Below are 21,883 nucleotides of genomic sequence, written 5' to 3'. Positions count from 1 at the left end.
AAAACCTACTGGCCGGATTTTGTGCAATATTCAATAGGATTTACGCAGCGCCCCCTGTACCGCCCTTCGGGCATACAGGGAGAACTTGCGTAAGTCCTGTTTAAAAAGTATCGCGGCCCAGCGGATAGCATCCACTTGATATTTTGTAACAAGTAGCAAACTGTACACGCCCCTTTCTCTTTTTCACTACAGGTTTTTTATCCATGTCGAACAATAAACACGCCAAGGTACTGGTTTTAGGCTCCGGCCCTGCGGGCTACACCGCCGCCATCTACGCCGCCCGTGCCAACCTGAACCCGGTGCTGATCACCGGCATTGCGCAAGGCGGACAGCTGATGACCACCACCGAAGTCGACAACTGGCCTGCCGACGTGATGGGCGTGCAAGGCCCCGAGCTGATGCAGCGCTTCCAGGAGCACGCCGAGCGCTTCAAGACCGAAATCATCTTCGACCACATCCACACGGTGGATTTCAGCCAGCGCCCCTTCACCCTCACCGGCGACAGCGGCACCTACACCTGTGACGCACTCATCCTGGCCACCGGTGCCTCGGCGCAGTACCTGGGCCTGGAGTCGGAAACCGCCTTCATGGGCCGGGGCGTGTCGGGCTGCGCCACCTGCGACGGCTTTTTCTACCGCGAGCAAGATGTGTGCGTGGTGGGCGGCGGCAATACGGCGGTGGAAGAAGCCCTGTATTTGTCCAACATCGCCGCCAAGGTGACCCTGGTGCACCGCCGCGACACTTTCAAGGCCGAAGCCATCTTGGTGGACAAGCTGATGGAAAAAGTGGCGGCGGGCAAGATCGAGCTCAAGCTGTTCCACACCCTGCAAACCGTGCTGGGCGATGCCTCTGGCGTGACCGGCGTGCGCCTGCAAAGCACCAAGAGCGATGCCACGGTCGACGTGCCGCTCAAGGGTTGCTTCATCGCCATCGGCCACAAGCCCAACACCGACATCTTCGCGGGCCAACTGGAGATGAAAGACGGCTACATCATCACCCGCACCGGCCTGCAAGGCTTTGCCACCATGACCAGCGTGCCCGGCGTGTTTGCCGCCGGTGACGTGCAAGACCACATCTACCGCCAGGCCATCACCAGCGCAGGCACCGGCTGCATGGCCGCGCTGGACGCGCAACGCTTCCTGGAGCAAGGCGCGCACTGAGCCTGAATTTCAGGCATAAAAATAGCTGCCTGCGCTTATTAAATAAGCGTGAGCAGCTATTTTTTTAATAGCAAAAACTTCAGGGTGACTTTTTCGGGTTTAGCGTGATGCGCAGGCCAGCGGCTGTGACCTCGATGCTGCCAGGCTCATAGCCCCAGCCATCCACCACCGCCATGTCCTTGGCGCTGACCTGGTGCAGCCTAACGCCGTCCAGCACGCGCTCGGCCAACATGGGGCCCAGGCCTTGCACTACAGCCTGGTAGCGCTCGGGTACGCCGGTGAAGCTGAGCGAATTCACGTGCACATCGGCCATGCGCAGGGTCTGGTCGCTGGGCTCGAACTGCAGGGCGTAATCCATATCCAGCACGCCGGTAAAGACTGTGCGCGTCAGCCGCTCGGTGACCTGCACCTGGATGGCGGTGCCGAGCCGGTTCTGCGCAGGCAGTAAGCGTAACTGCGGCGCCTGGGCCTGCAGTTCAAACAGCGGGCCGACCCTGCCGGTGTAGGGGAAGCGGGCGGCCAGCAGGCTTTGCAGTTTCTCCTGGCTGACGACGGTGGTGCGCGGGCCGGGCGCGACACAGCCCGTGGACACAACCACCAAGGCAGCAACCAGCAGCCAAGCCCAAATTCTTTGCATCAAAATAAAGCTTCCTTGTGCATGCCACTGCGCCCCAGCTGGATACGCAGTTTGCGCAGCGCTTCGTTCTGGATCTGGCGCACCCGCTCGCGGGTGAGGCCCAGGCGGTCGCTCAGGGTGTCCAGGGTTTCGGGTTCGCGCTGGTGCAGGCCAAAGCGGCCATCCAGCACCTCGCGCTCGCGCCGGGTCAGGGTGGCAATCCAGCCTTCGATCAGGCGCTCGACCTCGTGGGTTTGGGTGGCGGCGGCGGGGTCGGGGGTATCTTCGTCGGCCAGGGTGTCGACCAGGGTCTGGCCATCTTCGCTGCGGTCCATCGTCGCATCCAGCGAGCGCGGGGACTCGGCCATGGCCAGCAGGTCGGCCACTTCGTGCGGGTCGCGGCCCATCAGTGCGGCGATGTCGTCCACCCCCACGCCTTCGGGGCGGGTGGCGGCAAAGGCCGGGTCTTGCTCCAGCGTGCGGCGGGCCCGCAGCACCTGCTGCAGCTCGCGCACCACATGCACCGGCAGGCGAATCACGCGGCCTTGCTGCATCACGGCGCGCTCCACGGCCTGGCGGATCCACCAGGTGGCGTAGGTCGAGAAGCGGAAACCGCGTTCGGGTTCGAACTTGTCGATGGAGTGCATCAGGCCCAGGTTGCCCTCTTCGATCAGGTCACCCATGGGTACGCCCCGGCCCAGGTAGAGCTTGGCGATGCTGACCACCAGGCGCAGGTTGTGCTCGATCATGGCCTGGCGGGCCGCGAAATCCCCGGCACGGGCCCGGGTGGCGGTGTCGAATTCTTCGGTGGGGGTGAACAGCTCGGTACGCCGCACATCGCGCAGGTACATGCTGAGGGTGTCGTGGCTATCGACCCCACTGGCCAGCCAGGGTGCCTGGCCTGCCGCAGCGGCACTGCCGCCTTCTTCGCCCAACGCGTCCTCGAGCACAGTTTGGCCGGGCACGTGGGGGGTTTTCATACGGTGTTACCGGTTGGGCAGATATTTGGCGGGATCGACAGGCTTGCCTTGGCGGCGAATCTCGAAGTGGAGTTTGACACGGTCGGCGTCGCTGCTGCCCATTTCGGCGATTTTCTGGCCCTTGCGCACCGACTGGTCTTCTTTGACCAGCAAGGTCTGGTTGTGGGCGTAGGCCGTCAGGTAGGTGTTGTTGTGCTTGAGGATCAGCAGGTTGCCGTAGCCGCGCAGGCCCGCACCGGCATAGACCACCCGGCCATCGGCGGCGGCCAGCACGGCATCGCCGGTTTTGCCGCCCAGGTCCAGGCCCTTGTTCTTGGCTTCGTCAAAACCGGCAATCAGCCCGCCGCTGGTAGGCCAGATGAAGGCCACATCGTCCTCGGCCGCAGCCGGGGCCACGGGGGTCGGGGTGACGGGCTTGGGGGCCGCACTGGCGGTGGCGCTGGCGGCGCTGGCCGGGCTGGAAGCCGCCGCCAACGGTGCAGGCACGGCCACCGGGGTGACGGTGCTGGAGGCCACCGGGCGGGTGGTCACGCCGTTCTCGGCGACCACGGCATTGGGTGACACCACGCGCAGCACCTGGCCCACTTCGATCACGTTGGGGTTGTCCAGCATGTTCCAGCGGGCGATGTCTTTCCAGCTTTGGCCGTTGTCCAGGCCGATACGGATCAGGGTGTCGCCTGGTTTGACGGTGTAATAGCCCGGTTTACCGGCATTTTCGGCACCGGGCAGGGGTTTGGCGGGCGCCGCATCGGGCGTGGCCGTGGTGGACTGCGAGCGGCTGGTGCCGCGGTCTTCCACCGGAGCCTTATGCACACTGGGGCCCGCGCAGCCACCCACCACCACCAAAGCCACCAAACCAACAATCTTCAACCAACCCTGACTGTGCAACGCGTGCATGTGAAACTTCCTAAAAACATGAAATAACCTGCCCGGCACGGCGTGCTCCGCGGCCCTCCGCGGCCCGTGCCTGCAGGTTATGCAATCCCTGATTTTAGAGGGACAAAATGCACCGCTTCGAGTAACTGCTGTTTCAGGCCCTGGGCGGTTTTGTCCACCACCACCAGCGCCTGCTTGCCACCGCTGGTGACCATGGGGGCCACCAGCCGCCCGCCCACCGCCAACTGGTCCAGCCAGGCCTGCGGAATCGCGTCGCCCCCGGCTGCGGCGATGATGCCCGCGTACGGCGCGCCCTTGGCGTAGCCCAGCATGCCGTCACCAAACAGCAGGTGCACATTGGGCAGGCGAAAGGGCCGCAGATTCGCCCGGGCCTTGTCGTGCAGGCCGCGCAGGCGCTCGATGCTGTAGACCTCGCGGGCCAGCACCGCCAGCACCGCCGCCTGGTAGCCGCAGCCGGTGCCGATCTCCAGCACCCGGCCCAGCTGCCCGGCCTTGCCCAGCGCCGAGTCCAGCAGCAATTCGCCCATGCGGGCCACCACATTGGGCTTGGAGATGGTCTGGCCCAGGCCGATGGGCAGGCTGGTGTCTTCGTAGGCCTGGTTGACCAGGGCGGTATCCACAAAGCGGTGCCGTTCCACCAAGCCCATGGCGCGCAGCACAGGGGCCGACGCAATGCCCATGGCCGACAGCTTGTGCACCATGCGGGCACGCACTGCGTCCGAGTCCATGCCATGGCCTGCTGTGGTTTTTATTTCTAAGCTTTTTAGGGGTTTAGCGCTTATTCCATCAGCACGAGAAGCTACTGATTTAGTAGCAACCGTCTTGGCCGACGGTGCACCGACGGAGAAATCCAGCCGGGCCGGAAACGGAGGCCGCTGCGCCATTCAGGCCACCGCCAGGCGGGATGCTGTTTGCGCCCAGTAGCCCAGGTTGTCGTGGTCGGTCAGATCCACCTTCAGCGGGGTCAGGGTGACGTGGCCTTGCAGGCTGGCATGGAAGTCGGTGCCCTCGGCATCGTCCTTGGCGGCTCCGGCGCTGCCGATCCAGTACATGGTGTCGCCGCGCGGGCTGTCCATGGTGATGACTTTCTCCGCCGAATGGCGGCGGCCCAGGCGGCACACCTTCATCGGCTTGAGCTGGTCCAGCGGTAAATTGGGAATATTTACATTCAACAGCCACGGCGGTGCGCCCTCCTGCTGCTGTTTGGTCAGGCGCAGCACCAGGTCGCGCGCGGTCTGGGCGGCGGCATCCAGATGGGCCCAGCCACCCTGGGTTTGCGAAAAGGCAATCGCCGGAATGCCGAACAGGTAGCCCTCCATGGCCGCGCCCACGGTGCCCGAGTAGATGGTGTCGTCGCCCATGTTGGCGCCGTTGTTGATGCCCGAGATCACCAGATCCGGCCGGTAGCCCAGCAGGCCGGTCAGGGCGATGTGCACGCAGTCGGCCGGGGTGCCGTTCACATACCGAAAACCGTTGGCGGCCTGGTGCACGTACAAAGGCGCGTACAGGGTGAGCGCGTTGGACTTGGCACTGTTGTTGTGCTCGGGTGCGACCACCTCGACCTCGGCCACGTCTTTCAGCGCTTCATACAGCGCCACAATGCCAGGAGCCTGGTAGCCGTCGTCGTTGGAAATCAGAATTTTCATAGAACATGCCAAAGTGTTACCGGATTGTAGGGGCCGGGTTACAGCGCCCGACACCCGATGTAACACTAGGCCTGTGTGGTGACCAGCCCCTGCTGGAGGGCAAATACCTCGGGCCGCAGCGGGCGGGCAAAGTGGTAGCCCTGGGCGTAGGTGCACTGCAGGTGGCGCAGGCGCTGGGCGATTTCTTCGGTTTCCACGCCCTCGGCCAGTACGCTCAGGCCCAGGCTCAGGGCCAGCGAAATAATGCCGCGCACGATGGCGGCGTTGTCAGGGTCGTCGATCAAATCGCGCACAAACGACTGGTCGATCTTGATCTTGTCGAACTTGATGCGGCGCAGGTAGGCAAAGCTGGAATAGCCGGTGCCAAAGTCGTCGATCGACAGCTTCACCCCCAGGGCCTGCAAGCGGCGCAACACGGCGGTCACGGCTTCGCCGTCGTGCAACAGCACACTTTCGGTCAGCTCCAACTCCAGCCGGTCAGGGGCGATGCCGGACATCTCCAGCGCGGTTTCCACCTGCTTGAGCACCACGCCGCGCTGGAACTGCCGAGCCGACAGGTTCACCGCCATGATCAGCTCGGGTTGGCCTGCATCGTGCCAGGCACGCAACTGCATGGCAGCGGTTTTCAGCACCCAGCCGCCCAGGGCTTCGATCAGGCCGCAATCTTCGGCGATCGGGATGAACAAGCCGGGCGGGATTGCGCCGCGTTCCGGGTGGTCCCAGCGGCACAGGGCCTCGGCCCCCACCACGCGCCCGCTGGGCAGATGGATCAGCGGCTGGTATTCCAGGCGCAAGGCGTTATTCTCGATCGCCAGTCGCAGGGCCGATTCCAGCCGCAGCCGCTCCAGCGCCGCCTCGTTCATGGTGGCATTGGCAAACTGGTAGGTGCCGCGTCCACCGCGCTTGGCTGCGTACAAGGCAGAGTCTGCGCGCCCAAACAAGGCATCGAACTGGCTGCCATCGGCCGGAAACATCGCAATGCCGGCGGAGATGGACACATTGACCGGCATATCGGCCAAAGTCATGGGTTGGCCCACCGCATCCATCAAGGCCGTCACCATGTGGGCCGCCTCGGCCGTGCCCTGCACATTGCGCAGCAAAATCAGGAACTCGTCGCCGCTCAAACGCCCCACCACCGAGCGCTCGTCGGCAAACTGGCTCAACCGCAAACCGACTTCGCGCAGCATCTGATCACCCGCCGCATGGCCCAGCGAATCGTTCAGGGTCTTGAAGTTGTCCACATCGATGACGATCATCGCCACCTGTTCGTGGGTGGTCTTAGCGTGCTTGAGCACCAGGGTGGACCGCAAAGCGACCTGGGCCCGGTTGGGCAGGCCGGTAATCACGTCCTGGCTGGACAAATAGGCAATTTTTTCTTCGGCCGCCTTGCGCGAGCTCAGGTCGGAAAAAGCCGCCACATAGTGCGTCACATCCCCGTGGGCGCGCCGGTGCAGAGCCGACAGGCTCAGCCATTGCGGATACACCTCGCCGTTTTTGCGGCGGTTCCATATCTCGCCGGTCCAGCGCCCTTCTTCGGCCAACACCTTCCACATCTGCTGGAAAAAAGCCGCATCGTGCTGCCCGGAGGCCAGCAGCTTGGGGTCGCTGCCCAAGACTTCGCCGGCCTGGTAGCCGGTAATTTCGGTGAACGCACCGTTCACCATGATGATGCGGTTGGACTCGTCGGTCACGATGATGCCGTCGGTGCTTTGCTCCAGCACCCGGCCCGCCAGCTCCAGCTTGGTGGCGGCGATACGCTGGTCGGTGATGTCGCGGCGCACCATCAACAGGTGCATGCGCTGGCCCCGCCGCCCGAAGGTGGGCACCCGCACCACATCCAGCCAGCGCAAGTTGCCCTGCCCGTCGTCGGCCACTTCCTGCATGTGCGAGGCCCGGCCCGACTGCCAGGTGGCCTCATCGGTCAGAGCGCCCTGGCGCAAGCCTTCACCCTGGGGATGGTCGCGGTCGGCAATTTCCAGATTGGTGTAGCCATAGGCTTCTTGCTCGGTCAAACCCAGCACGGCGCGCGCGGCGGGGTTGGTCAACAGCCATCGCCCTTCTCCGTCCTTGAGGTAGACCATGTCGGGCAAGTGCCGAAACACCGAGCCCAGCAATTTATCGCGGTCGCGCAGCAAGCGGTCCGACTCGGAGCGGGCCGTGACATCCAGACCAATGCACCACACGATATCGGGCTGGGACGCGTGGCGCAAACCGTCGATGCTGGACCAGGCGATACGCCGCTTGTCGCCCGACTTGGTGGTCAGCGTCCACTCCACATCCCGAAAACTGGCACCCAACTCCAGAAAATCGGCCAATTTTCGTGACAGGTAAGAGGGCTCCGGGTACAGCCACTGCAGGGCTTCAGGATGGTCCACCAGTTCATCGCTGGCGTAGCCCGAGACCGAGGCGCACTCGCGGTTCCAGTAGGTGATGGTGCGGCGGTCGCGCAAATCCATGGCACTGACCAGCACCGGCAAACCATCCAATACTGCCAGAATCTGCGGCGATACCGCATTGCCCACCAGCGCCGTCGTTCTGCCCACCAACAGCGCACGCGCATTCACCGCATCTTCCCCCAAGGGAGTATGGTCAGTACGAGAGCTGGGGCGCTTGGTTTCCACACGAGGTTCCTACGGGTTCAGCGAGGTCAAGGCAGGTACACATTTTCATAGCTGCATGCTGCCCATATTAGTACACACGCCCCCTTCTTTTGACAGCAGGGCGCTAAAGTGAAATACCGGACATGGCAAAGAAAAAGGGCGCTACCTGTCAGGTAGCGCCCTTGCAATAAAACCAACGTATCACTCAAACCAGCAAATAAATGGGGTGGCTGAAGGGGCTCGAACCCTCGACAACAGGAATCACAATCCTGGACTCTACCAACTGAGCTACAGCCACCGTAGCTTCATATTATAGCTTGAATTTTTGCAATTAAGACCTTAGCTCGCATCAATACCGGTTTTGGCAGCCGGTTTGGCCACGTTGATCTTGACCTTGAAGCGCTCTTTGAGCGTGTTGTAGTAAGCGCGGCTCTCGGCACCCGCCCAGCCCTGGCTGTATTGCGCACGGCCTTGCTTGAGCAAGGCTTCCACCGGTGCATCGCGCGGCACCAATTTGTTGATCTTGGCCACGGCATAGCCTTGCTCGCCCAGATCCGCCCCCACCCAGGCCGGCAAACTACTCAGATCGGCACGCAAGGCGGCATTGACCACTTGAACCGGCTGCTGCTGGGCATTTTCACGCGACAGTAACAGCGGGGCAGACAAAGCCGCAGCCGCCGGATTGGCTTTCCAGGCCGCGAGCTTTTCAAGGCCCTCCTTTTTGGCCAACTCGGTCGCGCGTGCGCTCACCACCCGCACCCGCACCTGGTCTTTGACTTCGGCAAAAGGCAGGGTGTGGGCAGCGGTGTACTGGGTAATGCGCCCAGCCACCAACTGGTTGGGCGCGGTTTCTACCGCTTCGGTGTTGCGCTTCTTCTCGATGGAATCGGATGAGAAAATCGCATTCAGGAACTTGGCATTGGCCAGAACATCGGTGGCACCGGGTGCCGGGGTACGGGACAGCGACGCAGTCTGGACATTCAGCTTGAGGCGATCCGCCACCGGCTTGAGGCTGTCGGCCTGCTCGTACACACCGTTGGTGAACGCGTCGGCGGCTTCGGCAAATTTGGCCGGGGCTTGCTGGTTCCTCAGATCAGCCTCGAGCTCGGGGCGCATCTCTTCAAAACTGCGCTGCTTGGGGGCACGGATGTCGGTCAACTGGATGATGTGGTAGCCAAAATCCGACTCTACGATGTCGCTGATGTCGCCTTTTTTCAAGGCAAACGCGGCATCTTCAAAAGGCTTGACCATGGCACCACGGCCAAAATAATCCAGGTCGCCGCCGTTGACGGCCGAGCCGGTGTCCTGCGAGTTCTTCTTGGCCACGTCGGCGAAGCTGGCCGGGCTCTTCTTGACCTGGGCCAGCAACTCTTCGGCTTTGGTGCGGGCCTTCTTGCGATCGTCGGCGGAGGCATCCTTGGGCGCATTGAGCAGAATATGGCTGGCACGGCGCTCTTCTTTGCTGGCCAGGCGGTCGGCATTCTCTTTGAAATAGGTCCGCAAATCCTGCTCGTTAGGTTGGATGCCCTTCTTCACGGCATCCAGGTCCAGCACGGCGTACTCGATGGTCGCCTGCTCCGGTGCCTGGAACAGGGCTGGGTGGTCTTTGTACCAGGCCTCCAGCTCGGCATCGGTCGGGTTGACCTTGGCCGCGAAATCGGTGGTCTTGAACAAGGCGACCTGCACTTCACGCTTTTCCAACAAGGCATTCAGCGCCACATCGGCTTCAGCACCCGCGCTGAACGCGGTTCCCGCCACGCCCGCTACCACCTGGCGCTGCGACAAATCAGTGCGCACCTGGGCTTCAAACATCGCCGGTGTCATGTTTTGCCCCGCCAGCAGCTGGGTGTAACGGGCCATATCGAGCGAGCCATCGGGGTTGCGCAGCGACGCGATGGTCGGGTCTTCTTGCAGGCTGCGGGCCAGGCGGCTGTCGCTGGTAACCAGGTGGAACTTGTCGGCTGCGGCGGCCAGCACGCGCTGCTGCACCAGGTTTTCCAGCGTGGCATAGCGCGCTTCGGGTGAGTCCAGCAGCTTGGGGTCGGTGCCTGGCTGGGCGGCCATGATGCGCTGCACTTCATTGCGGTGCGCATTGTCCCAATCGGTCTGCTTGATATCTTGACCGGCCACCTTGGCAACCGTTTCGCCGCCTTCATTGAAGCTCTTGAAGCTTTCTTGGCCACCCACCAGGATGAAAGCGGGAATGATCAGCAAGAACATCAAGCCCATCATGATCTTGGTGTGCTTGCGGACGAAATCAAACATGGCAGAACTCTTTTGAAAAACACGATGGGCGCGGTGCCCATGTTAAAAAACAAAAAAGGCGAACAATTTGTTCGCCTTTGCCGGGTGGGAGTGGTGGGTGCTGACGGGCTCGAACCGCCGACCTACGCCGTGTAAGGGCGCTGCTCTACCAACTGAGCTAAGCACCCCACCTGAAACACAAACCTCAGTTCAACGCATCTTTCAATGCTTTGCCTGGGCGAAATTTGGGGACCTTGGCGGCCTTGATTTTAATCGCATCGCCGGTGCGGGGATTGCGCCCGGCACGTGCTGCGCGCTTACCCACCGCGAAGGTGCCGAATCCTACCAGCGATACGGTACCGCCTTTTTTCAGCGTCGTTTTGACCGCACTGATGGTGGACTCCAAGGCACGTGTAGCCGCTGCTTTAGAGATATCAGCATGCTTTGCGATGTGTTCAATCAATTCCGTTTTGTTCACAAGGAGCCCCTCGCTCAAATTTATTCAGACCACGATATTCAAAAAATTTCACCCCGAGTTGCCGACTGCAGCGCGCAGAAAACAAGCCAGGGAAAAACGAAACTTTGCAGCAACCGCTGCTTCAACAATTAAAACCATGGACTTGCATGGTGTCAATCAGACAAACTGCTTTCAAGCGGCGCGGAGGCGGATTCTAGACCGTTTTTGGCCCGGTCCTTGAACCCCTGCGACACTTTTTAAAACACCTTGTTCAGCGCTCATTTCGTCCGTGCCCGGATTTCGGGCAGCGCCTTTTGCAGATAGTAAACCATTGACCAAATGGTCAGGACCGCCGAAATCCAGATCAGCCAAACACCCCATACATGCGTGTCCACCATGCCAAACAGAAGCCCGTCATACAACAAAAATGGAATCGCCACCATTTGCGACACGGTCTTGAGCTTGCCGATCATGTGCACGGCCACGCTCTTGGACGCACCAATCTGCGCCATCCATTCGCGCAGCGCCGAAATGGCAATTTCGCGGCCAATGATGATCAGCGCCACAAACACATCGGCGCGGCCCAGATGCACCAGCACCAACACACAGGCGCAAACCAAAAACTTGTCTGCCACCGGGTCCAAAAAAGCTCCAAAAGAGGATGTCTGGTTCAGCTTGCGGGCCAAATACCCGTCCAGCCAGTCGGTGGCGGCAAACACCACGAACATCACCGTGGCAATCAGATTACGGCTGGGCTCGCTGATCGGCAGGTAAAAAACACCAATGATCAAAGGGATCGCGACGATGCGCGTCCAGGTCATGATGGTAGGGATGGTCCAAAACATGGCTTGATTGTGTCATGCCGCCAGGGCAATGCCGTTAGCGCAGTGCTCGGTAGATTTCTTCGGCCAATTCACGCGAAATACCGTCAACTTTGGCGATATCGTCCACCCCCGCAGCGGCTACGCCCCGGATTCCGCCAAAACGCTGCAACAGGCTGGCACGCTTTTTGGGGCCGATGCCCGCAATATCTTCCAGCTTGCTGCCGCCCACGCGGACCTTGGCGCGCTGGGCCCGCATGCCGGTGATGGCGAAGCGGTGGGCTTCGTCGCGGATCTGGGCGACCAGCATCAGCGCTGCCGAATCACGGGCCAGCGTGGCTTTGGTGCGGCCATCGGCAAATACCAATTCTTCCAACCCGACCTTGCGGCCCTCGCCTTTTTCAACGCCCACGATCAGCCCCAGGTCCAGCCCCAGCGACTCGAACACAGCCTTGGCCATAGACACCTGGCCCTTGCCACCGTCCACCAGCACCAGGTCGGGCATACGCCCTGCCGGTGGCTCGGCAGGGGCTTCAGGCTGCACACCAAACTTGCTATAGCGCCGCGTCAGCACCTGGCGCATGGCGGCGTAATCGTCGCCCGGCGTGATGCCTTCGATCTTGTAGCGCCGGTATTCCGAGTTCTGCATCTTGTGCTGCTGGAACACCACGCAGGAGGCCTGGGTGGCCTCCCCGGCGGTGTGTGAAATATCGAAACACTCGATACGCAAAGTGTCCAGATCGTCCGGGGCCAGGTCCAGCGCGTCCACCAGGGCCCGGGTGCGGGCCTGTTGCGAGCCCTCTTCGGCCAGCAGACGGGCGAGTTGCAGGTCGGCATTTTTCTGCGCCATTTCCTGCCACACGCGGCGCTGCTCACGCGGGTTGTGCACCGCCGTCACCTTGACGCCGCTTTGCGAAGACAAAGCATCCAGCAAGGCCTTGCCCACCGGCGCACTGGTGATCAGGGCGGGCGGAATCGGGATCTCGATGTAGTGCTGGGCGATGAAGGCCTCCAGCACCTGCACCTCCACGGCCTGGGCGACCTCTTCACCCTCCACCTCCACACTGCCCATGAAAAAAGCATCTTCCACGTGGGTGGGAAAGTAGGCCCGGTCGCCCAGATGCCGCCCGCCGCGCACCATGGCCAGATTCACGCAGGCCCGCCCGCCCTGCACCTTCACGGCCAGGATGTCCACGTCCTTGTCGGACACGTTGTCCACCGACTGCTGGTGCAGCACCGTGGACAGGGCGCTCATCTGGTTGCGCAACTCGGCCGCCTGCTCGAATTCCAGCTGGTCGGCGTGGGCCATCATGCGGACCTCCAGCGCCTGCAAGACCTGCTGGGTCTCGCCGTCCAGAAACTTCTCGGCGTTCAGTACGTCTTGCGCATAGTCTTGCGGCGACACAAAATTGACGCAGGGGCCCGAGCAGCGTTTGATCTGGTACAGCAAACAGGGCCGGGTGCGGTTGTTGAACACCGTGTCTTCACAGGTGCGCAGGCGAAACACCTTTTGCAGCAACTGGATCGACTCCTTCACCGCCCAGGCGCTGGGAAACGGGCCAAAGTAGCGGTGCTTTTTCTCGACCGAACCCCGGTAGTACGCCACGCGCGGGAAGGTCACCGCGCTGGACTCGGCAGAGAACGCTGGCAAGGCAGTGATCTTCAGATACGGGTAGCTTTTGTCGTCGCGGAACAGGATGTTGTACTTGGGGTGCAACGTCTTGATGAGGTTGTTTTCCAGCAGCAAGGCCTCGGCCTCAGAGCGCACCACCGTGGTCTGCATGCGCGCAATCTTGCTGACCATGTGGCCGATGCGGGTGCCGCCGTGGTCGCGCTGGAAGTAGGTAGTGACGCGCTTCTTGAGGTTCTTGGCCTTGCCCACATACAGCACGGTGCCGTCGGCATCGAAGTAGCGGTACACGCCGGGCAAGGCAGGCAGGGCCGCGACTTCGCTCAGCAACTGGTCGGAATGGACGGGTACGGCAACAGGAGCCTCTGGTGGCTCAACAGGATTAATCTCGGACATAAGCCGTATTGTGGACAATCCGGGGATGCTCCCCCTGAAATACCTGTCGGCCTACCCGGCCCACGTCACCGCCCAGGTGCAGCAACTGCTGGCCGACGACCAACTGGGTGCACTGCTGCTCAAAAAATACCCGCGCGCCCACAGCGTGCGCACCGACAAAGCCCTGTTCGACTACGTGATGGACCTGAAAACCCAGCACATGCGCAACGCCGCGCAAATCAACAAGGTCGGCTTCGATGCCAAGCTGCACGTCTACCACCATGCGCTGGGTACCCACACCACCGTGTCGCGGGTGCAGGGCAACAAGCTCAAGGCCAAGCACGAAATCCGCATCGCCACCCTGTTCAAGGACGTGCCCGACCCGTTCTTGAAAATGATCGCCGTGCACGAGCTGGCGCACCTGAAGGAGCGCAACCACGACAAGCCCTTCTACCAACTCTGCACCTACATGGAGCCCGACTACCACCAGCTGGAATTCGACGTGCGGCTGTACCTGACGCACATCGACGTGGCGGGCAAGCTGGACTGGCCGAGCTGATGCGCTGGGACATCTTCTGCGAGGTGATCGACAACTTTGGCGACATCGGCGTGTGCTGGCGGCTCAGTGCCGATCTGGCGGCGCGTGGCGTGCAGGTACGGCTGTGGGTGGACGACCCCTCGGCCCTGGCCTGGATGGCGCCGCAAGGCTGTCCGGGCGTGGAGGTGCGGCGGTGGACGCGGCCTTTGGAGGTGGAAGACCTGCCCCCCAGCGATGTGTGGATCGAAGCCTTCGGCTGCACCATTGCTCCTGAATTCATAGCTTCTTGTGCCGATCATACCGGCGCAAACGGCCTAAAACCCTTGTGGATAAACCTGGAATACCTGTCGGCCGAAGCCTATGTGGAACGCTGCCACGCCCTGCCCTCGCTGGTGCGCGATGGTCCGGCGGCGGGTCGGCAAAAATGGTTTTTCTACCCCGGCTTTACCTCCCGCACCGGCGGCCTGCTGCGCGAGGCCGACCTGGCACAGCGGCAAGCCGCGTTCGATGCGCAGGCCTGGCTGAAGGCGCACGGCATACCACCGCTCCAGCCGGGCGAGCAGATCATCAGCCTGTTTTGCTACGAGCCGCCAGCCTTGGCCGCACTGCTCGAACAGTTCGCCAGCGCCCCCACGCCCACCCGCCTGCTGGTCACCGCAGGCCGGGCCACGCGCGCCGTGCAGGCTGCACTTTTAGATAAAAAATGGCTCCAGCGCTTATTCCATAAGCGTGAGAAGCTATCAATTTCATACCTCCCCACCCTGAGCCAGCGCGACTTCGACCACCTGCTGTGGGCCAGCGACTGCAACCTGGTGCGCGGCGAAGACTCGCTGGTGCGGGCCCTCTGGGCGGGCAAGCCCTTCGTCTGGCAGATCTACCCACAAGACGACGCAGCCCACCACGCCAAGCTCGAAGCCTTTCTGGACAGGGCCCAGGCCCCCGCCTCTTTACGGCAATTCCACCGGGTATGGAACGGGTTGCAAGCCAGCGCCCTGCCCGCTCTGGCGCTACCAGACTGGAGCCCGTGGGCCCTGGATTTGCGCACCCAGCTGGTGCAGCAGCCCGACCTCGTCACCCAGCTCCTCCAATTCCGCCCCGAAACCGGCTAAAATCCAGGGCTTTGCCCAAATGGGCAGCTATCGGCAAACGCGAATACTTGCCCTACCCGCCGCAGACATCTTCTTTGAGAAGCATTGAGCGGCCCTCACTCCAGAGAATGCTATGAAAATCGCCCAAGATATCCGTGCTGGCAACGTCATCATGCACGGCAAAGACCCGATGGTCGTTCTGAAAACCGAATACAGCCGCGGTGGCCGCAACTCCGCCACCGTGCGCATGAAGCTCAAGAGCCTGATCGCCAACTTCAACACCGAACAAGTGTTCAAGGCCGACGACAAGCTCGACCAGATCATTCTGGACAAGAAGGATTGCACCTACTCCTACTTCGCTGAACCCATGTACATCTGCATGGACACCGAATACAACCAGTACGAAGTCGAAGCCGAAAACATGGGCGACGCACTGAACTACCTGGAAGACGGCATGGAACTGGAAGTCGTGTTCTACGACGGCAAGGCCATCTCGGTCGAACTGCCCACCAGCGTGCAGCGCGAAATCACCTGGACCGAGCCCGCCGTCAAGGGCGACACGTCCGGCAAGGTGCTCAAGCCCGCAAAGATTGCCACCGGCTTCGAGTTCGGCGTGCCAATTTTTGTTGCCCAAGGCGACAAGGTCGAAATCGACACCCGCACCGGCGAATACCGTAAACGGGTCTGATCACGGCTACCCAGCAAAAGGCTCCTTCGGGAGCCTTTTTTATTGCGGCAAGAATATCCCCCACCATGATCCCCACCAAAACCGTCGCGCACTTCATCCCAAAAGCCATCACACCGACGGCGGAGCAACTGGCGATACAGATCAGCCCGGCGCGGGTGGCCATGGTGGAGGCCAACGCGGGGGCCGCCAAGACCACGGTGCTGGCCTTGCGCATGGCCGAGGCCTGGACGCGGGGTACGCGGGCCGAGCAGATATTTGCGCTCACCTACACCGACGCGGCCTGCACGGCCCTGCGCGGTGCGCTGAAGAAAATCGGCGTGCCCGCAGCCGTGGCGCAGCAGATGCGCATCCAGACTTTCGAGGCCTTCAGCACCCAGGTGCTGGCCGAGCTCGAAGGCGGCAAGGTGCCGGTCTTTTCGGAAGCCGAACAGTTCAGCCCGGTGATCTGGGAGGCGGTGCAGCAGGTGGCCGACCACCCGGATGACCGCTGGCGCTCCGAGCTCTTGATGCCCACCCTGGGCGACCACGGCATGACGGACAGCTTCTTGCAGCAAGGCGAGATCCTCAAAGGCACGCTGCGCGACGTGCTGCAGCGCGATGAGCAGGCCGTGTCGCCCGACTACGCCGACAGCATTGGCACCGAATACACGCAACTCAAAATTTACCTGGCGTTCGAGCGCATCCGCTGCGCCAACCCCGAAAAGCCCGCCTTCCGCGGGCCGCAGGATGCCACCTACGACCTGGCCTGCCTGCTGCACGGCGGCGAATCGGTGCGGCACACGTCCGCCTGGCCGCAGGCCGTCAAGGTGCTGGTGGTCGATGAAATGCACGACATGAACCAGGCCATGTTCACCCTGCTGCAGGCGCTGCTGGCCAGCAACCGCTGCTTTTTCTGCGGCGTGGGCGACATCGACCAGGTGATCCACAAAGCCACCGGTGCCGACGCGCAGTTCATGCGCTCCGCGCTGGAGGAGCACAGCACGCACGCCGTGCAGCGCTACCCGCTGACCCACAGCTTCCGTTTCAGCCCGTCCATCGCCAATCTGGCCGGCAAGATTGCCGCTAAACCCTATGCCTCCCTGGCCCCGCACACCAGCACGGTGGCGCTGCAGCACTACAGCGACAATGCCGACTGCGCCCGCCAGGTGGTGGCCGCCGCCCAGCAGTGGAAAGCCCAGCCCAAGGCCAAGATGGACGCGTTCGCCGTGCTGCTGCGCCACCCGCACCAGTCAGTACAGATCGAAAACGCCTTGATCGCCGCAGGCATGCCCTACAGCACCCAGGGTTTCGACAGCTATGTGCAGCGCCCCGAGGTGCTGCTGCTGCGCGGCCTGCTGGCGGTGGCCACCGACGACCTGGCCAGCATTACAGCCGAGCAGACGCGCAAGAACATCCTGCGCGCCCTGGTGTTTTTTGCCGAATCGCGCATCCAGGTAGAGGGCCGCGAGCACGAATCCCAGCAGGAGCTGCTGGACGACGCGGTGCGCGCCGTGGCCGTGGCGCCGACGTTCTTGAAATCGTTCTTTGACAACCAGGTACTGCGCAATGCCACGCCCGCCACCCGCCAGCGGCTGCAGGCGGCGATTGACACCATCCGCAGCCATACGGGGCCTGGCCTGCTGGCAGCCGTGCTGGCGGCCCTGCACGCGCCATCCTTGGTGCGCAACGTGCTCACCTCCACTCGCCGCCGCCTGGAGGCCGAGTCCAACCTGGCCTGGCTGGCCCAGGCGGCCGAGGGCTTTGCCAGCCCGGCAGCGTTCTTCCAGCACCTCAACACCATCGAACAGAAGCAGCACACCAGCGCCAAGGACAAAGCCGCCAGCCTGCTGATCGCCAGCATCACCAGCGTCAAGGGCCTGGAGTTTGATGCGGTGCTGTTGCCCTACCTGGCGCAGGGCGAGTTCCCCGACCCGCATGGCGACGCGGACGAAGAGCTGAACACGCTGTACGTGGGCACCACCCGTGCGCGGCGCGCGCTCACCCTGCTCAGCCACCAGGACCGGCCCGGCCCGTTTGCCGCCCTGGCGCATCCGCAAAAGTAGGGATGCGCACGGCGGCCATTCGGACTAGGCTGGGGCCACCTTAGCTAGCGGAGTTGCCATGCGCCTGGCCAGTTTCAACGTCGAAAACATGTTCGACCGCGCCATGGCGCTCAACGGCAGCGACTGGACCGAAGGCAAACCCACGCTGGAGGCCCACAAGGAACTCAACACCTTGTTTGCCAAGCCCCGCTACAGCACGGCCGACAAGCAGCGCATGCTCACGCTGCTGGCCGCACACGGCCTGCTCAAATCCGATGAAGGCCCCATGCTGCTGCTGCGCAAGATCCGGGGCGACTTCATCCTGCGCCCTCGGGTGGGCGATGCCAGCATCGTGGCCACGGGGCGCAAAAGCTGGATTGGCTGGGTCGAGCTGAAGACCGAGCCGGTCAACGAAGTCGCCACCCAGAACACCGCCCGGGTGCTGCACGCCGTGGCCGCCGACCTGCAGGTGGTCATCGAGGCCGAAAACCGCACCACCTTGCGTCTGTTCAACCAGCAGGTGCTGCCCGAGGTGGCGGGCAAGCCGTTTGAGCACGTGATGCTGGTCGATGGCAACGACGAGCGCGGCATCGACGTGGGGCTGCTCACCCGCGCCAAGTACCCCATCGTGTCGATCCGCTCGCATGTGGACGATACGGATGCCAAGGGCCTGATTTTCAGCCGCGACTGCGCCGAATACGAGATCGCCCTGCCCCAGGGAAAGCGCCTGTGGCTGCTGGCCAACCACTTCAAGAGCAAGGGTTTCGGCAACCAGGCCGACAACAACGCCAAGCGCAAACGCCAGGCCCAGCGGGTGCGCGCACTGGTCGATGCCCACCTGCTGGCGGGCGACACGCTGGTGGCCGTGGTGGGTGACCTGAACGAAATCCCCGGCAACGCCCCACTCGACCCGCTGCTGCGCCAGGGCTCGGTGCTGCAAGACATCAGCAGCCACCCGCTGTACGCCAGTGGCGGGCGGGCGGGCACGCACGGCAACTGCACGGCGGCGGCCAAGCTGGACTATATTTTGTTGTCACCCGATCTGTTCGCCCTGGTCCGCGCTGCCGGGGTGGAGCGCCGGGGCATGTGGGGCGGCAAAAACGGCACGCTGTGGCCGCACTTTGCCGAAGTCCGCAGCGCCGATGAGGCTGCTTCGGACCACGCTGCACTATGGGTTGATCTAGACCTTTGACGGATGGCGCAGACGAAAAAAAGGCTACCCGGGGGTAGCCTTTTTCATCTGCAGTGTTGCAATCAACGCTTGTTCAACAGCACCTTCAGCACGGTCTGCATTCGGCGGGCATTGCCTGCGTCGAAGTTGCTGGCCAGCACCTTGGCGGCATCTTGCGCCCAGGTTTGGGCGGGCGCGGGGTCGTTGCGCTTGGTCAGCAGTTGCAGTTGCAGCATGCGGCGGGCGCTGATGTGCTCGGCGGGCGTGGGCGCTTCGGCGGCCATTTCCAGGCGCAGCAGGGCTTCGGCCGTGGTCTTTTCATCGGCCTTGGGGGCCGCAGTGATGCTTTGCGACCAGGCGGTGCGGGTGGCGGCGTTGACGCTGCTGCCCAGGGCCTGGGCGGTAGGCAACTGCTCCACATCGCGCTTTTCCCAGGCGCCCAGCAGGTCGGTCAAGACCTCACCGTGGGCTTGGGCGGCCAGCTTCTTCAGGGCATGCTGGGCGTTTTCCAGGGCATCGCGCTGGGCGCGGAAAGCCGCATCGCCCAGGCGGGGGCCACGGTCTTCGAACGCGGGGCGGTCACCAAAGCGACCGCCGTCACGGGATGGACGGTCACCGCGCTCGCTGCGGATGGGCTCGAACTTGTTGTCTCCCGGGCGTGGTGCACCGCGTGGGCCGTCCTTGCGGTCACCAAACTTGCCACCACGGCCTGCGGCAGCAGCAGGCTCGGCCTTCTTCATGCCAGGGCGGTCGTCGCCGCGCATGGCCACCACCGGCTTGCGCACGGGCTTGGGCGGCTCGACCGGAGCGGCTTCGGCAACGGGTTCTGCATCTGCTACAGATTCAGTAGCTTCTTGCGCCGATTCGGTGGGCGCTGGGGCCTGATTTTCTTCAGAAACCTCAGCTACCGGCGCAGCAGCCTGGGCTTCTGCTTGCACCGCAGATTCGGCCACGGCTTCGGCCTTCTCGGCCTGCACTGCGGCCTGGGCCAGGGCCTGGCCGCGCAACGCGGCTTCCAGACCGGCCACGGCGCTGCGGATCTTTTGGGCATCGCCGGTGGCGTTGGCGGCATCCAGGGCCTTGGCGGCATCCAGCACCATGCGGTCGCGGTCGCTCAGGGCGCTGGCAGATTTCTCGCGCTCTTCGGTCTTGCGGTTAAAGGCATCGTCCAGCGGCTTGCGGAACGCGTCCCACAGCTTTTGCTCGAACTTGCGGTCCATGGGCACGCCCTGGGCTTCGGCCTGCCAGCGCTGCTGCAGGGCCTTGACGGCATCGATGCGCAGCACCGGGGCAGCGCCCAGCACCTTGGCTTCTTCGATCATGGCGTGGCGGCGGTCCACGCTGGCTTTTTGCAGATTCTCCAGCGGCGCGGCGGCCAGGCCAATGGCCTCTTTCCACAGCGGCTGCATTTCTGCAAAGGCTTTTTCGCCCAGGTGACCGGCATCGCGCCAGCGGTCGCCAAACTGGTGCAGGATGCGGGAGAAGCCCTTCCAGTCACCGTCTTTGGCCGTCACGTTCTCGGCGGCCCAGGCCTTGACTTCTTCGATCAGGGCCAGGCGCTGGGCCTTGTGTGCCACGGCATCGGTCTTGACCTTGTCCAGCCAGGCTTCCACAACCTTGTAGGCTTCGTTGCAGGCTTCGTCGAAGCGCTTCCACAGTGCGTGGTTGGGCACGCCGCCTTGGTCGGTTTGCTTCCACTGCTCGCGCATCTGGCGCAGCGTGTCCTGCATCTTGCGGCCGCCCAGGGCGTGGCCTTCGGGGCGCTTGAGCAGGCCTTCGGCCTTGATCAACAGTTCTTCGCGCAGTTGGTCGGCGCGCCAGCGCTGCCAGCCTTCCAGCTCACCGGCGGCGGCCAGGGCGGCCTGGGCGGCGTTGCCCAGTTTGTCGTCGACCAGGCGGTTGTGTTCTTTCAGCGCATTGCGCAGGGCGGCGGCAGCACCGGCGCTGGCCTTGCCATGGCCTTCGGCCACTTCTTGCTCGACCTTGGTGAGTGCGGCTTGCACGGCCTGGTTGGCGGCATCGCGCAGGGCCGGGTCTACCGGGGCCTTGGGCGCACGGGCGGGTTTGTCAGATTTGGCGGCTTCCAGCGGGATGCCACGGGCCACGCGGACCTCGTCGGCCCACACGTTCACCGGGGGCAGGGGTGCAGCCGCATCGGCATCGGCGGCCACGGCCAGGGCCAAGGCGCTCTGGAAGGCTTCCCACACCACCAGCAATTGGCCGCGCGAGGCGTCCAGCATGGTGGGGTATTTGCCGTCTACGCTGCTCCAGTTGCTGTCGGCGGCCAGGGCGGTGGCCTGGTCTTGCCAATGTTGCACGTCGTTACGCAGCACGTCCAGGGCGGTCTGGGCATCGCGCCAGGGCTTGGTGGACAGCACTTCGATGCGCTGGGCCAGCAGCACGGCGGCTTCGCGCTGGACTTGCACGCGGTGCTGCAGGTCTTCGATGCCTTTGACGCGGTCGGCCAGTTGCACGCGCAGGCCGGCCAGCGGCTCTTTGCTCAGCGGCGCACCGGCTTTGGCGGCATCGCGCTGCCAGGCCATGGCATCGGCCATGTTCAGGCGCGGCAATTCCAGCAGCGCGGTGGCCTTGCGGGCCCATTCGGCGGCGATGAGTTCGGCACCCTTGGTGCGCTTGAGTTCGTCGAGCTTTTCGCGCAGGGGCTTGGCGGCACCGCGGTCGCGCCCGTTCAGCTCCTGGAACACCTCGTGCATTTGCTCGTAGCCGGGGTTGGTGAGCAGCCAGTCGCGGATGCGCTGGGCGCGCTCGCCCGCCGTGTGGGCCGAGAAAGCGCCGCCGGTCAGGGCGTCGAGCGGATGCGGTTCGTTGGATTTGGTGGTCACAGCAGGCTTTTCAGACACAGGGGCAGGCACGGTTTTGGGATTGGAGAAACCAAACATGGATGAACTTATTCTTGGAGGTTGGCCAGCGAAAACCAGCTTACAAGCCGG

At 63.1% G+C, this 21,883-nt stretch carries 17 protein-coding genes and 2 tRNA genes; 6 read left to right on the top strand and 13 right to left on the bottom strand.

The genetic code is table 11. From position 1 onward, the window contains the following. Positions 1-203 precede the first annotated feature (203 nt). Positions 204-1,160, top strand: a complete 957-nt coding sequence (gene trxB / locus AC097O_RS17730; RefSeq protein WP_315190663.1) for a thioredoxin-disulfide reductase — start codon at positions 204-206, stop codon at positions 1,158-1,160. 79 nt (positions 1,161-1,239) lie between these two features. On the opposite strand, the gene AC097O_RS17725 is transcribed toward trxB, so the two are convergent. From AC097O_RS17725 to uvrC, 12 genes are all read right to left on the bottom strand, one after another. Further along, complete coding sequence (locus AC097O_RS17725) at positions 1,240-1,797, bottom strand: YceB family lipoprotein (protein ID WP_479594223.1); 558 nt, start codon at positions 1,795-1,797, stop codon at positions 1,240-1,242. Beyond that, positions 1,797-2,756, bottom strand: a complete 960-nt coding sequence (locus AC097O_RS17720) for a sigma-70 family RNA polymerase sigma factor (protein ID WP_479594222.1) — start codon at positions 2,754-2,756, stop codon at positions 1,797-1,799. The genes AC097O_RS17725 and AC097O_RS17720 overlap by 1 nt, the downstream gene beginning before the upstream one ends. A gap of 6 nt (positions 2,757-2,762) precedes the next feature. Next, positions 2,763-3,653 (bottom strand): peptidoglycan DD-metalloendopeptidase family protein, encoded by an 891-nt coding sequence (locus tag AC097O_RS17715; protein ID WP_479594221.1) that lies wholly within the window; start codon positions 3,651-3,653, stop codon positions 2,763-2,765. A gap of 77 nt (positions 3,654-3,730) precedes the next feature. Continuing rightward, on the bottom strand, positions 3,731-4,381 hold the full coding sequence (locus AC097O_RS17710; protein WP_479594220.1) for a protein-L-isoaspartate(D-aspartate) O-methyltransferase: 651 nt from the start codon (positions 4,379-4,381) through the stop codon (positions 3,731-3,733). 156 nt (positions 4,382-4,537) lie between these two features. Then, the gene (surE, locus tag AC097O_RS17705) at positions 4,538-5,299 is read right to left on the bottom strand and encodes a 5'/3'-nucleotidase SurE (RefSeq protein WP_479594219.1); all 762 of its coding nucleotides are present in this window, start codon (positions 5,297-5,299) and stop codon (positions 4,538-4,540) included. 65 nt (positions 5,300-5,364) lie between these two features. After that, positions 5,365-7,920 (bottom strand): sensor domain-containing protein, encoded by a 2,556-nt coding sequence (locus AC097O_RS17700; RefSeq protein WP_479594218.1) that lies wholly within the window; start codon positions 7,918-7,920, stop codon positions 5,365-5,367. 201 nt (positions 7,921-8,121) lie between these two features. Beyond that, a tRNA-His gene (locus AC097O_RS17695) sits at positions 8,122-8,197 on the bottom strand. A 41-nt stretch (positions 8,198-8,238) separates the two neighbouring features. Beyond that, entirely contained in the window at positions 8,239-10,164 is a 1,926-nt protein-coding gene (locus tag AC097O_RS17690; protein WP_479594217.1) for a peptidylprolyl isomerase, read from the bottom strand. 91 nt (positions 10,165-10,255) lie between these two features. Continuing rightward, a tRNA-Val gene (locus AC097O_RS17685) sits at positions 10,256-10,331 on the bottom strand. A gap of 17 nt (positions 10,332-10,348) precedes the next feature. Beyond that, positions 10,349-10,621, bottom strand: a complete 273-nt coding sequence (locus AC097O_RS17680) for an HU family DNA-binding protein (RefSeq protein ID WP_295957592.1) — start codon at positions 10,619-10,621, stop codon at positions 10,349-10,351. A gap of 257 nt (positions 10,622-10,878) precedes the next feature. Further along, the gene (gene pgsA / locus AC097O_RS17675; RefSeq protein ID WP_479594216.1) at positions 10,879-11,445 is read right to left on the bottom strand and encodes a CDP-diacylglycerol--glycerol-3-phosphate 3-phosphatidyltransferase; all 567 of its coding nucleotides are present in this window, start codon (positions 11,443-11,445) and stop codon (positions 10,879-10,881) included. Positions 11,446-11,479: 34 nt separating this feature from the next. Then, on the bottom strand, positions 11,480-13,447 hold the full coding sequence (gene uvrC, locus AC097O_RS17670) for an excinuclease ABC subunit UvrC (protein ID WP_479594215.1): 1,968 nt from the start codon (positions 13,445-13,447) through the stop codon (positions 11,480-11,482). Between the two features lie 25 nt (positions 13,448-13,472). Here uvrC and AC097O_RS17665 point away from each other — a divergent pair, with 25 nt between their 5' ends. The 5 genes from AC097O_RS17665 to AC097O_RS17645 all read left to right on the top strand — a co-directional run bounded on the left by AC097O_RS17665 (position 13,473) and on the right by AC097O_RS17645 (position 18,953). Beyond that, a complete protein-coding gene (locus AC097O_RS17665) occupies positions 13,473-13,985 on the top strand; it encodes a YgjP-like metallopeptidase domain-containing protein (protein WP_479594214.1) in 513 nt (170 codons plus the stop codon). After that, entirely contained in the window at positions 13,985-15,073 is a 1,089-nt protein-coding gene (gene earP / locus AC097O_RS17660; protein ID WP_479594213.1) for an elongation factor P maturation arginine rhamnosyltransferase EarP, read from the top strand. Before AC097O_RS17665 ends, earP begins: the two co-directional genes overlap by 1 nt. A 112-nt stretch (positions 15,074-15,185) precedes the next feature. After that, positions 15,186-15,740 (top strand): elongation factor P, encoded by a 555-nt coding sequence (efp, locus tag AC097O_RS17655; RefSeq protein ID WP_315190624.1) that lies wholly within the window; start codon positions 15,186-15,188, stop codon positions 15,738-15,740. 65 nt (positions 15,741-15,805) lie between these two features. Beyond that, the gene (locus AC097O_RS17650; RefSeq protein ID WP_479594212.1) at positions 15,806-17,782 is read left to right on the top strand and encodes a UvrD-helicase domain-containing protein; all 1,977 of its coding nucleotides are present in this window, start codon (positions 15,806-15,808) and stop codon (positions 17,780-17,782) included. A gap of 58 nt (positions 17,783-17,840) precedes the next feature. Beyond that, on the top strand, positions 17,841-18,953 hold the full coding sequence (locus AC097O_RS17645; protein WP_479594211.1) for an endonuclease/exonuclease/phosphatase family protein: 1,113 nt from the start codon (positions 17,841-17,843) through the stop codon (positions 18,951-18,953). A gap of 62 nt (positions 18,954-19,015) precedes the next feature. Here the strand turns inward: AC097O_RS17645 and AC097O_RS17640 are convergent, their stop codons facing one another. Continuing rightward, positions 19,016-21,832: a DUF349 domain-containing protein gene (locus AC097O_RS17640; RefSeq protein WP_479594210.1), complete on the bottom strand. Its 2,817-nt coding sequence runs from the start codon at positions 21,830-21,832 to the stop codon at positions 19,016-19,018. Between the last annotated feature and the right edge of the window lie 51 nt (positions 21,833-21,883).

The sequence above is a fragment of the Rhodoferax sp. LS1P39 genome (genome assembly GCF_056521425.1).
Note: the sequence above shows the minus strand (reverse complement) of the source record. Positions and strands in the feature narration are given on the sequence as shown.

Bases quoted from the DNA above. Each gene is read 5' to 3' on its own strand.
- efp (WP_315190624.1), top strand. From the start codon at position 15,186: ATGAAAATCGCCCAAGATATCCGTGCTGGCAACGTCATCATGCACGGC.
- AC097O_RS17690 (WP_479594217.1), bottom strand. From the start codon at position 10,164: ATGTTTGATTTCGTCCGCAAGCACACCAAGATCATGATGGGCTTGATG.
- AC097O_RS17650 (WP_479594212.1), top strand. From the start codon at position 15,806: ATGATCCCCACCAAAACCGTCGCGCACTTCATCCCAAAAGCCATCACA.
- AC097O_RS17725 (WP_479594223.1), bottom strand. From the start codon at position 1,797: ATGCAAAGAATTTGGGCTTGGCTGCTGGTTGCTGCCTTGGTGGTTGTG.
- AC097O_RS17640 (WP_479594210.1), bottom strand. From the start codon at position 21,832: ATGTTTGGTTTCTCCAATCCCAAAACCGTGCCTGCCCCTGTGTCTGAA.
- pgsA (WP_479594216.1), bottom strand. From the start codon at position 11,445: ATGTTTTGGACCATCCCTACCATCATGACCTGGACGCGCATCGTCGCG.
- uvrC (WP_479594215.1), bottom strand. From the start codon at position 13,447: ATGTCCGAGATTAATCCTGTTGAGCCACCAGAGGCTCCTGTTGCCGTA.
- AC097O_RS17720 (WP_479594222.1), bottom strand. From the start codon at position 2,756: ATGAAAACCCCCCACGTGCCCGGCCAAACTGTGCTCGAGGACGCGTTG.
- earP (WP_479594213.1), top strand. From the start codon at position 13,985: ATGCGCTGGGACATCTTCTGCGAGGTGATCGACAACTTTGGCGACATC.
- trxB (WP_315190663.1), top strand. From the start codon at position 204: ATGTCGAACAATAAACACGCCAAGGTACTGGTTTTAGGCTCCGGCCCT.
- surE (WP_479594219.1), bottom strand. From the start codon at position 5,299: ATGAAAATTCTGATTTCCAACGACGACGGCTACCAGGCTCCTGGCATT.
- AC097O_RS17665 (WP_479594214.1), top strand. From the start codon at position 13,473: ATGCTCCCCCTGAAATACCTGTCGGCCTACCCGGCCCACGTCACCGCC.
- AC097O_RS17715 (WP_479594221.1), bottom strand. From the start codon at position 3,653: ATGCACGCGTTGCACAGTCAGGGTTGGTTGAAGATTGTTGGTTTGGTG.
- AC097O_RS17645 (WP_479594211.1), top strand. From the start codon at position 17,841: ATGCGCCTGGCCAGTTTCAACGTCGAAAACATGTTCGACCGCGCCATG.
- AC097O_RS17710 (WP_479594220.1), bottom strand. From the start codon at position 4,381: ATGGACTCGGACGCAGTGCGTGCCCGCATGGTGCACAAGCTGTCGGCC.